The organism is Pseudomonas sp. BS3767 (assembly GCF_900099665.1).
Classification (GTDB): Bacteria; Pseudomonadota; Gammaproteobacteria; order Pseudomonadales; family Pseudomonadaceae; genus Aquipseudomonas; species Aquipseudomonas cerasi.
On sequence record NZ_FNCX01000001.1, the window covers coordinates 295,677 to 306,691 of the forward strand.

Annotated in this window: 9 protein-coding genes; 3 read left to right on the plus strand and 6 right to left on the minus strand. The window is 59.7% G+C overall.

Features of this window, described 5'->3' with window-relative positions:
- Positions 1 to 6: 6 nt before the first annotated feature.
- From BLR16_RS01300 to BLR16_RS01320, 5 genes are all read right to left on the minus strand, one after another.
- Positions 7 to 1,122, minus strand: a complete 1,116-nt coding sequence (locus BLR16_RS01300) for an erythritol/L-threitol dehydrogenase (RefSeq protein ID WP_003369582.1) — start codon at positions 1,120 to 1,122, stop codon at positions 7 to 9.
- A 28-nt stretch (positions 1,123 to 1,150) separates the two neighbouring features.
- Positions 1,151 to 1,906 carry an SDR family oxidoreductase gene (locus BLR16_RS01305; protein ID WP_003369584.1) on the minus strand — a complete coding sequence of 252 codons (756 nt, stop codon included), beginning with the start codon at positions 1,904 to 1,906 and terminating at the stop codon, positions 1,151 to 1,153.
- Positions 1,907 to 2,114: 208 nt separating this feature from the next.
- Positions 2,115 to 3,125, minus strand: a complete 1,011-nt coding sequence (locus BLR16_RS01310) for a substrate-binding domain-containing protein (protein ID WP_003434012.1) — start codon at positions 3,123 to 3,125, stop codon at positions 2,115 to 2,117.
- Positions 3,126 to 3,168: 43 nt separating this feature from the next.
- On the minus strand, positions 3,169 to 4,146 hold the full coding sequence (locus BLR16_RS01315; protein ID WP_003369589.1) for an ABC transporter permease: 978 nt from the start codon (positions 4,144 to 4,146) through the stop codon (positions 3,169 to 3,171).
- The gene (locus BLR16_RS01320; RefSeq protein ID WP_003434011.1) at positions 4,143 to 5,630 is read right to left on the minus strand and encodes a sugar ABC transporter ATP-binding protein; all 1,488 of its coding nucleotides are present in this window, start codon (positions 5,628 to 5,630) and stop codon (positions 4,143 to 4,145) included. The genes BLR16_RS01315 and BLR16_RS01320 overlap by 4 nt, the downstream gene beginning before the upstream one ends.
- A gap of 278 nt (positions 5,631 to 5,908) precedes the next feature.
- Here BLR16_RS01320 and rpiB point away from each other — a divergent pair, with 278 nt between their 5' ends.
- From rpiB to BLR16_RS01335, 3 genes are all read left to right on the plus strand, one after another.
- Positions 5,909 to 6,370, plus strand: a complete 462-nt coding sequence (rpiB, locus tag BLR16_RS01325; RefSeq protein ID WP_003434010.1) for a ribose 5-phosphate isomerase B — start codon at positions 5,909 to 5,911, stop codon at positions 6,368 to 6,370.
- Positions 6,371 to 6,437: 67 nt separating this feature from the next.
- The gene (locus BLR16_RS01330; protein WP_003369595.1) at positions 6,438 to 7,418 is read left to right on the plus strand and encodes a sugar-binding transcriptional regulator; all 981 of its coding nucleotides are present in this window, start codon (positions 6,438 to 6,440) and stop codon (positions 7,416 to 7,418) included.
- A 69-nt stretch (positions 7,419 to 7,487) separates the two neighbouring features.
- Complete coding sequence (locus BLR16_RS01335) at positions 7,488 to 9,863, plus strand: glucose/quinate/shikimate family membrane-bound PQQ-dependent dehydrogenase (RefSeq protein ID WP_074807678.1); 2,376 nt, start codon at positions 7,488 to 7,490, stop codon at positions 9,861 to 9,863.
- 89 nt (positions 9,864 to 9,952) lie between these two features.
- On the opposite strand, the gene BLR16_RS01340 is transcribed toward BLR16_RS01335, so the two are convergent.
- Entirely contained in the window at positions 9,953 to 10,726 is a 774-nt protein-coding gene (locus tag BLR16_RS01340) for a helix-turn-helix transcriptional regulator (protein WP_058417164.1), read from the minus strand.
- Positions 10,727 to 11,015: the final 289 nt, after the last annotated feature.

The window sequence follows — 11,015 nt, forward strand, 5'->3', positions numbered from 1 at the left end:
GGCGGATCAGGGTTCCAGAACCACCTTCAATGATTTATCGCCGCGCTCCATGACGGCAAACGCCTCCTTGAACTCCGCCAGGGGAAATTTGTGCGTGACGACGTCGCGCATGTCGATCTTGCGGTTGCCGATAAAATCAATGGCGCGCGGGTACATGTAGGGGCCGAGGTGAGAGCCGAGTACGTCCAGTTCCTTGCGGTCACCGATGATCGACCAGTCCACCGTGGCCTCATCGTTGAATACGCTGAACTCGACAAAGCGTCCGAGTTTGCGCAGCATCGCCAGGCCCTGATTGACGGCCTTGTGGTGTCCGGTGGCCTCTATATAGATGTCGCAGCCGTAGCCGTCGGTTATCTCGCGGATTTTCGCCTGCACGTCGACCTCGGCCGGGTTCCACACCTCATCGGCGCCCATGCGCAGGGCGAGGGCAGCGCGCTCGGGCTTCATGTCGAGAACGATGAGCTTTTTCGGGTTGCGCATGCGTACTGCGCCAATGATCCCGAGGCCCAGTGTGCCGGCACCGGCGACGACTACAATGTCGTCGAAGTCGACATCGGCCCGTTCGGCTGCGTGCAACGAGCAGGCCAGAGGTTCGATGAGAATGGCTTCGTCCGGGGCGATCGAGTCGGGCACCTTGTGAATGATGCCTTCCCTGGTAAAAATCATGTACTGGGCCATGGCACCCTGCACGTTGTTCTGAAAGCCGTAAAGGTCGTGCTTCTGGCACATCCAGTACTGTCCGTGGTTACAGAAGCGGCAGCCCCAGCACGGCACGATCTGTTCGGAGATCACCCGGTCGCCGATCTGCACGCCACGCTTTTCGGCACCAGGGCCGAGCGCCACCACGCGACAGACGAATTCATGGCCGGGAATCATCGGTGGTTTGACGTAGCGAGGCTGCTCGGCATCGCCCCAGAACGAGGGTGCGCCGCGATAGGTCTTGATGTCGCCCATGCAGATGCCACACAGCTCGACCTTGGTCAGGATTTCGTCGGGGCCGGGAGTCGGCACATCCACGGTTTCCAACCGGTAGTCTTCCGGACCGTGGCAGACCACGGCCTGCATGGTTTTCGGGATGACCGGTGAAAGTTGTTCGGCAGTGCGTTCGGTGACGGTGGACATGACGATGAACCTCACGACAGAAAATGAATTACTGGATGCTGTAGCCGCCGTCGATCACTACGTTTTCGCCGGTGATCATGCTGGCGGCGTCGCTGAGCAGGTACAGGGCCAGCCCGGCTATTTCCTCCGGCTGGGCGAAGCGGCCTGCCGGGATCTGCGTTTTGGCCCGTTCTCCGACTTCGCCCGCCCAGGCTTTTTTGCCCAGCGCGGTCTCGACGATGGTGGGCGAGATGGCGTTGACGTTGATGTGCGGCGCCCACTCCATGGCCAGGACTTTGGTCATGCCGACCACTGCGGCCTTGCTCGCGCAGTAGGCGACGTGCCTGTCCAGGCCAATGACCGCGGCCTGCGAGGCAAGGTTGATGATGCGTCCGCTGCCTTGGCCGAGCATATGTCGCGCACAGGCCTGGGCGACGAAGAAACTGGCCTTGAGGTTGATGTCCAGCGTCGTGTCCCAGGCCTCTTCGCTGACGTCGACAGCCTTGTCCAGCAGGGCAACTCCGGCACTGTTGACCAGATAATCGATGCGCTTGAAATGCTCGAAGACGCTGTCGATGGTGCTGTTGACCTGATCGATCCGGCGCAGGTCGACGGCAATACCGAGGTGCCCGCTGCCCAGGCCGGCGGCAACCTCGGCCACTGCCGGATCACGGTCCAGCAGTGCGACCCGTGCGCCGCGTGCGACCAGCAGGCTGGCACAGGCAAGGCCAATCCCGGCTGCTCCGCCGGTGATGACCGCACAACGGCCATTGAGATCGAACGCCTTGTTCCAGAATTCAGACATGAAGATGACTCCTGTAGCGCTGTTGTTTTGAAGATTCAAACACGTTAGCTTTTGATTCTGGCCGAAGGCCGTGGGAGCGAACTTGTTCGCGAAGAGGCCGGTATGACCGCCGAAAATGCGTCGTTTGAAATACTGTCTTCGCGAACAAGCGAAGCGTCGCCCGGTTCGCTCCCACACCCTTCGGGCAGAAGCGGGAATCTCAGACCGGTTACTTGCCGCCGCTGACCTGCTTGTACAGCGCGTCGGCGTTGGCATCGGTGACTGGCACCCAGGGCAGGATGTAGTTCTTGTCGGTGCCATCGCCCCATTTGACGTCCTTGGCATAGCGCTCCCAGATCACTGACTGCGGCTTGTAATCCTTCCCGGCCAGGGTGCGAAGCGCGACATCGAGGGCACCCTGGGACTGGGCCTGGGCGTCTTGCAGGAAGGTCGTGATTTCGTTTTTCTTCGCCGCCTGGATGGCGTCAGGCATGCCGTCAATGGAGGTGATCGGCACATCGGCAGGCTTCAGATTGCGGGATTTCACCGCTTGCAGGGCGCCGAGAGCCATGTCGTCGTTTTGCGAAATGATCCCGGAAATGCCGCCGTTCTGATGCGCGTTGAGCCAGTCTTCAGTCAGGGTCTGGGCTTCGGCCCGGGACCAGTTGGCGGTCTTCTTCTCGATGATCTTCATGTCCGGGTGTTTGCTCAGGACCTCCAGTTCGCCTTTTTCCCGATCAATTTGCGCCGATTGGCCAATCGGTCCCTGGATGATTACCACATTGCCTTTGCCCTTGAGCTTGTCGACCATGGCCTGCGCCTGCAGCCGACCACCCTCGACATCGTCGTTGCCGACATAAGGCACCTTGTTGCCGGCAACCCGGGTGTTCGACGCGATGACCGGAATGTCGTTTTCCATTGCCCTGGCCACAGTGCCGACGCCGGCCTTGGTGTCGATGGGCACGAAAATGATCGCATCGTAATGCTGGGTGATCATGGTCTCTATTTGATTGTTCTGGGTCAGCGCATCGTAGTTACCGTCGAACACGGTGATTTTCACGGTGCCGTCCTTGACCGCCGGATGCTCCTTGAGCTCACGCACCCAGTTCTGCATGAACTGGCCCTTGAGGCCATACACCGCCGCGCCGATCTTGTAGGTCTTGCCATCGGCGGCCATGGAGATACTGCTGGCAAGCAGGGAGAACGCCGCGACCGCGGCCAGGGATGTACCGAATTTCATGATGAGAACCTCGTTATTGTTGTAGTCAGTCGTTCATGCCGGTTTAGCGTTTTTTCTTGCGCCACACATCAATCAACACTGCAAACACGATGATCAGGCCCTTGGCGACCTGCTGGTAATAGGAGGACACGCCGAGCAGGTTCAGGCCGTTGTTGATTACGCCGATCAGCAGTGCGCCGAACAGCGTGCCGACGATGCTGCCGGTGCCTCCGGACAGACTGGTGCCGCCGATGACCACTGCTGCGATGGCGTCCAGCTCGTAGGACATGCCAGCCTGGGGCAGGGCGGAGGTGGTTCTGGCGGACAGCACTACGCCTGCCAGTCCGGCGAGCAGCCCGGAAACCACGTACACCGAAAACATCACCTTGCGTACGCCGATACCGGAGGTGCGTGCGCTCTTTTCGTTGCCGCCGACGGCGTACACGTAACGGCCGTAGGTGGTGTAGCGCAGTACCATCCAGAAAATCAGCGCGACCACCGCGAAGATAATGATCGGCACACCAATCGGGCCGACGCGGCCGATACCCAGCGCCAGGTATTCTTCGGGCAGGTCGGTCACCGGGCTGCCGTCGTTGAGGATGAAGGTCATGCCGCGGGCGATACTGAGCATGCCCAAGGTGGCTACAAACGGTGGAATCGAAAGATTGGCAACCATGAAGCCATTGACCACGCCGAGCATGGCGCCGGCGAACATGCCCGCACTGACTGCTGCCAGCAAACCATAGCCCTGGGTGGCGACCAAGGCGCTGCACAATCCAGCGAACGCCAGAATCGAACCGACCGAAAGGTCGATGCCCTTGGTCAGGATCACGTAGGTCATGCCGACCGCGAGAATGCCGTTGATCGAGGTCTGGCGCAGGATGTCCATCCAGTTGCGCCAGGTCATGAAATATTCGCTGGCAAACGCCAGTACCAGGCACAACAGAATGAACACCAGCGGCAGCCCGAAACGGTCGAGAGACAGGCGCAGGCGGCTGCGTGGAGACGTGGAGGCTGGGGCAATGATGGTTTTGGCATTCATGAGGCAAGACTCAACAGGACTTCCTGGGAAAGATCGGCATCGCTGCTGATAGTCACCAGCCTGCCACCCTTGAACACGGCGATTCGGTCACTCAGGCGCAGCAGTTCCGGCGCTTCTGAAGAGACCACGATGGCGGCTCCGCCAGCGCGTACGAACTGATCCAGCAGGTGATAGATTTCCTGCTTGGCACCTTCGTCGATGCCCCGGGTCGGCTCGTCGCAGAGCAGGCACACCGGTTCGGTCGACAGGCATTTGGCGAGGACGACCTTCTGTTGGTTGCCGCCGCTCATCGACGCGACGGGCAGATCCAGCGACGTCGTCTTGATCTGCAGGCGCTTGACCATGTCTTCGGCCAGCTTGTGTTCCTTGCGGGCATCGATCAGCGACCAGTTCGACAGCTGCCGGTAAGCCGACAGCGCGATGTTGGACAGGATGCTGCCACTGAGTACCAGGCCGCTGTCCTTGCGGTCTTCGGTAACCAGTGAGACGCCCGCGCGAATGGTCGCTTTGGGCAGTCCGACCGGCATTGGCTTGCCTTGCAGGGTGACGCTGCCGGCGTCAGGGGTGGTCAGGCCGTACAGGCAGTTGAGGAACTCGCTGCGACCCGAGCCCATCAGCCCGTAAATACCGAGAATTTCGCCGTGACGCACTTGCAGGCTGATGTCTTCGAACTCGCCGTTGCGGCTCAGGCCCTCGACCTTCAGGCAGCATTCGACCGCGCATTCTCGGCCGACCTTGTGATCTATACGCTGCAATTCCTGGCCGACGATGCCGCGCACCAGGTGGGCCCGGTCGATATCGGCCATGCGTCCGCTTTCGACAAAGGCGCCGTCTCGAAAGATGCTGTAATCGTCGGCAATCTGTGCCAGTTCGCTGAGGCGGTGGGAAACATAGATGATGCCCGCGCCCCGGGCGGCAAGCCGGCGGATGGCCTTGAACAGTGTTTGCGCCTCACGCTCGCCGATGGCCGAAGTGGGCTCGTCCATGATCATTACCGAACAGTCATGGCTGAAGGCCTTGGCGATTTCCACCAGTTGTATCTGCGCCACACTCAGCAAATGCATGGGGCTGGTGGCGTCGACGTCGAATTCCAGTTCGTCCAGCAGTGCACGGGTGCGTCGGTTCAGTTCCTTGCTGTCGACAATGCACCCGGCCCGACGCGGCTCGCGGCCCAGCCAGATGTTCTCGGCGACGGTCATGAAGGGGATGGGTTCCAGCTCTTGGGTGATCATCGCAATCCCGGCAGCCAGGGCATCGCCGGGGCGATTGAACTGCACTGGCTCGCCGTTGAGCAGGATGGTCCCGGCATCGCGCTGGGTGATGCCCATCAGAATGCTCAGAAAAGTGGACTTGCCCGCGCCATTGCCGCCGCACAGGGCGTGCACGCTTCCGGCTCGCAATGAGAGACGCCCGTCACGCAAGGCGGGGATGCCAGCGTAAGCCTTGGTGACGTGTTCAGCCTGGAGCAGTAATGGCTTGGCCATTGGCGTGTCCTCGTGCTGTGAATTCTTATTAGGTGCTGATGCGTTGCTCAGTGAGCATATGTGTACCAAATGAAATTCTGATCAGTCAATCTGTTTCCTGTAAAAGTTTTCAAGTGTTCGTTTAAAGGCAATCCTGCGGCAGTTCTGAGCTTTTGTTCAGGATTCGTTGGAAAACTTGCTTGACAGAACCAGGCTAATGTTTCAGAAATGACTGATCGGAATTTCACCGATTGAACATTTGGTCAGATAATAAGACCTCGGCAGCGGAGCCTGATGCCATGAACACACCTTTCCCGGTGGCTATCGGATGTGATGAAGCGGGTTATGAACTCAAGGAATTGTTGAAGCGCCATATCGAGTCGCTGGGTTATCCGGTGACCGATTTCGGTACTCATTCCACGGCACCGGTGCTTTACCCGGACATCGCCCTGGCCGTGGCCACAGCCATTAATGCCGGGCAGCAGCGGCTTGGCGTGCTGGTCTGCGGGACCGGAATAGGCATGGCCATCTCCGCCAACAAGGTCTTAGGCATTCGTGCGGCCCAGGCCCACGACACCTACTCGGCTGAGCGGGCGCGCAAGAGCAACGATGCGCAAATTCTTTCCATCGGTGCACGGGTGATCGGCGCGGAACTGGCGAAAAGCATCGTCAAATCGTTCCTGGAGTCGGAGTTCGAAGCCGCGCGCTCCGGCGCCAAGGTCGAGCGCATCAACGCGATAGAGCGTGACGGGCATCAATAGTCAGTGGACGGGACAGGGCGCGAGTAGGGAGAATGTGCCTTTGACGCCGAAACGGAAGCCCGTCCACATGAGTGACAGTACCCAGCGCATGGCCAGCGACATCGATCTGATGACTGAAGTCGCGATGCTCTATTACCTTGAGAACGTCACTCAGGAAGCCATCGCCAAACGCTTTGACCTGTCGCGCGCAAAAGTCAGCCGACTGCTCAAACGCGCACGCGATGAAGGGATTGTCGAAGTACGGGTGCTGCAGCACCCGGCGATGAACAACGAGCTGGAACTGGCGCTGGTCGAACGGTTTCAGCTGGACAGGGCGTTGATTGCAGTCGACCACAGTGACCCGGATACCCAGCGCTCGGCGGTCGCCAGTCTGGTTGCCAACTACCTCAACAAGACCCTTGGTGACGGCATGATCGTCGCCGTGGGCATGGGCCGCAATGTGGGTGCGGTCGCGGACAACGTGTTCCTGCCGGTGACGCGCAACTGCACATTTGTCTGTGCTATTGGCGGCTCGCTCAAGGCGGGCGAGTACATGAACCCCGACCACATTTGCCGCCGTCTGGCGCTGCGGTTCGGTGGCGAAAGCGAAAGCCTGTACGCTCCGGCGCTGGTCGCCAACCCTGAGCTGCGCAGTATTCTGATCAGCAACGACACTGTGCGCTCGACGCTTGACCGTGCACGGCGTGCCGACATGGCGCTGATCGGCATTGGTGACATGAGCGAAAACAGCAACATGGTGCGCATGGGCTGGTTCTCTCCGCAGGAAATCGCTCAGGCCAGGCTGTCCGGCACGGTGGGCGACATGATGGGCTATGACTTCATCGACATTCACGGCCAGCCTGCGGTCAATGCCATACAGGGCAGGGTAATCGGCCTTACCGTGCAGGAATTGTTTCGTATCCCCGATGTAGTGGCCATTGCCAGCGAAAACACCAAGGCCGCCGCCACGCTGGGCGCCTTGCGTTCAGGCGTGATCAACACCCTGGCAACCACCGTCACCAACGCCCACACCATCCTTGCCCTGGATGACGCGACACGCAAAAACTGACACTACGGACGAAATCCGTGGTCGAAAGTGTCGCGGCGCAAGATTGAATAACAATAAAGGGCAAGGAAGATGATTCTCAAAGTGACCGGTATCGTGATCGCGATACTCAGCCTCATTCTGCTGTTAATGGGCGCGCAATTGGTGGCTGCTGGCGGTTCACCGGCCTACTCGGTGATTGCCCTGGGTTTGCTGGCCACAGCAACCCTGGTATTCCTGAAAAGAAAATCGGCGCTTACCCTGTATGCCGTGATGATGTGGGGGATTCTGATCTGGATCATCTACGAAGTCGGCCTCGACAAATGGCAGTGGATTCCTCGCGGCGATCTGTTTGCACTGATCGGCCTTTGGCTGGCCATGCCTTGGGTAGTGCGGCCGCTTTATCAGGCGCGCTCAAGTACCGATAACCGTCGTTTTCACCCGTTGCTTGGCGGAACGCTTGGCGCAATGCTGCTGATCGTGATTGCGCTGATGTTTCACGATCCGTACCCGCAGCAGGGGAGGATCGACAACGTGGCGACCACCCGCAGCGCCGACTCGGCAGGCAGTGATTGGGCCGCGTATGGCGGAAGCAACGCGGGCCAGCGTTTCTCCAGCCTCGATCAGATCACCCCGGACAACGTCGGCAAGCTGTCGGTGGCCTGGGAATACCACACCGGCGACCTGCGTGACGAGGACAAGGACGCCGGTGAGTACACCTTTGAAGCGACGCCGCTCAAGATCAACGATCGGGTGTACGTGTGCACGCCTCATAACGAAGTGCATGCACTGAACCCGCAGACCGGGCAACTGGCCTGGAAATACACCCCCGAGAAAAAGCGCTCGTACCTGCAGCAGCACCAGACCTGCCGCGGCGTCAGCTACTATTCTGCGGCCTCCAGCCCGGCTGGCCAGCCACAACAGCCTGCTCAATGCGCCAAACGCATCATTACCGCCACCGCAGACGCCAGACTGGTAGCGCTTGATGCCGACACCGGCAACCTGTGCAGCGACTTCGGCAGCGGCGGTGTGATCGACTTGAGCGTCAACATGGGCACCATCCGCCCGCACGCGCTCATGCAGACCTCCGCGCCACTGATTGCGGGCGAACTGATCGTGATCGGCAGTTCGATCATGGATAACGGTTATAACGACGGCAACCCGTCCGGAGTGATTCGCGCCTACGACGTCATCACTGGCAGGCTGGTGTGGAATTTCGATCCGCAAAATCCGAAAAACACCCAACCCATAGCGGCTGACCAGAGCTATCCGCAGGACACGCCGGTCGCCTGGGCAACCCTGAGCGCCGATGTCAAAAACGGTCTGGTGTACGTCCCGTTCGGCAACGCTTCGCCCGACGAAACCGGCACTCGGCGTAACCCTGACAGCAATACCGAGCAGTTTCGCGATGCGCTGGTGGCTCTTGACCTGAAAACCGGTGCGCTGCGCTGGAGATTCCAGACTTCGAACAACGACCTCTGGGATCGCGATAACCCATCACAGCCCTCACTGCTGGACCTGGGAAAGGACGGCAACCGCCAGCCCGCGGTGGTATTACCGACCAAAGTCGGCAATATTTTCGTGCTTGACCGACTGACCGGCGAGCCGATCGTGCCTGTCGATCAGGTCAGTGTGCGCACCGAGGGAGGTGTCGACGGCGAGCGCTTTGCACCCACCCAGCCGGTCTCGCGACTTAACTTCATTCCTCCCGTACTGACCGAGAAGTCCATGTGGGGGGTTACGCCTTTTGACCAGATGGCTTGCCGGATCGCCTACAACACACTTCGTTATGACGGCAATCCGTGGACACCGGCCACCGAGTCGGGATCATTGATCTATCCCGGCAACATAGGCGTGTTCAACTGGGGCTCGGTGGCCGTCGATCCTGACCGCCAGGTGCTGATCGCCGCACCGGTGCGTCTGGCGTATGTCTACAACCTGATCAAGCGCCCCGAGCAGGCCCAGGAAAAACGTCTGTTCACTCAGGAAGGCAAACCCTACTGGAACGAGAACTTCGACGGGGACTATGCCATCCGTATTTCCAGATTCGCCTCAAGCCTTGGCATCCCGTGCACAGCGCCACCGTGGGGAACCATGGCCGGGGTCGATCTCACGACCGGCAAGACCCAATGGATGCGCCGGGTCGGCACGACCAAAAACCTCAAGACCAGCTTCATGCAGGAGCGTTTCCCGGTTGGCTTTCCAATGGGCATGGTCGCCCATGGCGGTCCGATGGTGACAGCAGGCGGATTGGCCTTTCACGGTGCAACGGCGGATAACTTTTTCCGCGCCTATGACGTCAATAATGGCGAAATGCTCTGGGATCATGAGTTGCCCGCAGGCGGACAATCCATTCCTTCGACGTATACCGGCAACGACGGCAAGCAGTACGTGGTCATTGCTGCCGGCGGTCACGGATCGCTCGGTACGACATTGGGCGACAGCGTGATTGCCTTTCGGATTGATTGAAGGCAGAGGCGTATGCGCGAGAAGGGCCTCTAATGGCCCTTTTTTCGTGGGGCGTATCGCTGCCCGTCAGGCACCAGAACATGCGAGCTTCAATCACCCGCCATCCAGCGTGCCAGACCATGTCGTCCGCTGACGCCCAGTTTGGCGGTAGCGCGCTTGAGGTAGGTCTCCACCGAACTGTTCTTGACCTTGAGGCGCTGTGCCATTTCGGCCACGGTGCCGCCGGTCAGCAAGCCCAGGCAGACTTCCTGCTCGCGTGCTGAAAGTGTGACCGAGTCCTGTGCCAGCCTGCCACTGAAGGCCTGATCCAGCGAACCAGGTTCCGGCTCGAGCCGCGCGGCGTTGCTGCTGGACTGAGCAAGACTCTGTGCGTGATGCTCGACCAGTGGCAGCAGCGTGTCGGAGAGACTCTTGAGCAAGGACAGCTCAGTCAGGGAAAACGCCCGCAGCGCGGTCAGCCGATAAAAGCAGATGATCAGTCGACGTTCACCGTGGCTGGACACCAGATTGCACTGGTGGGTGTTGTGCTGAGGGTGTTGCGCGCTCAGCGGGGTCCTGAGCTGGACAAGCAGCGGGGCCTGCATGTTCAGAATGCTCGAGAGCAGAGGATGGCCGGTGTCCTCGCTGTGGGGAGGATCATGCTGCAGGCCCGCGCTGCCCAGCAGATTGATACGACTGATACTGCTCTCGCGCAGGTCCAGCGTCCATTCACTGAGGCCAAGCCCGTGAATGGGCACCAGCGAATCCACCAATTGCAGCATGTGCCCGGCAAAAGTGTCGTCGCCTGTACTGGATACCAGCTTGGCCAGTTGCAGATAAAAGCGTGGGTCGTCGTTGTACTCGAAATGTTGCGCCGTGTTCATCTTGAGCTTTCCTGATTCCGACCGCGCAAAGACGGACCATGTCGACTGCTGCGCGGCAACTACTGATTGCACTTACTGATAAGCCTGATGATGGCACTTGGTCTTTGGGTATTCAGCCTAAGCTTTCATCCTGCGTCTGTAACAAAAAACAGGGACAGGATTGCAATCCGCCGAAAGTGTGTCTGCGCTGGCATTTGGCCGTACGGCACTGTCCGGGTTTAAGGGGCCATACACAGCTGGGACGGCAGTGCTTAATCCGCTGCCTACCTGCCAAGAAGGACCTTGAGTC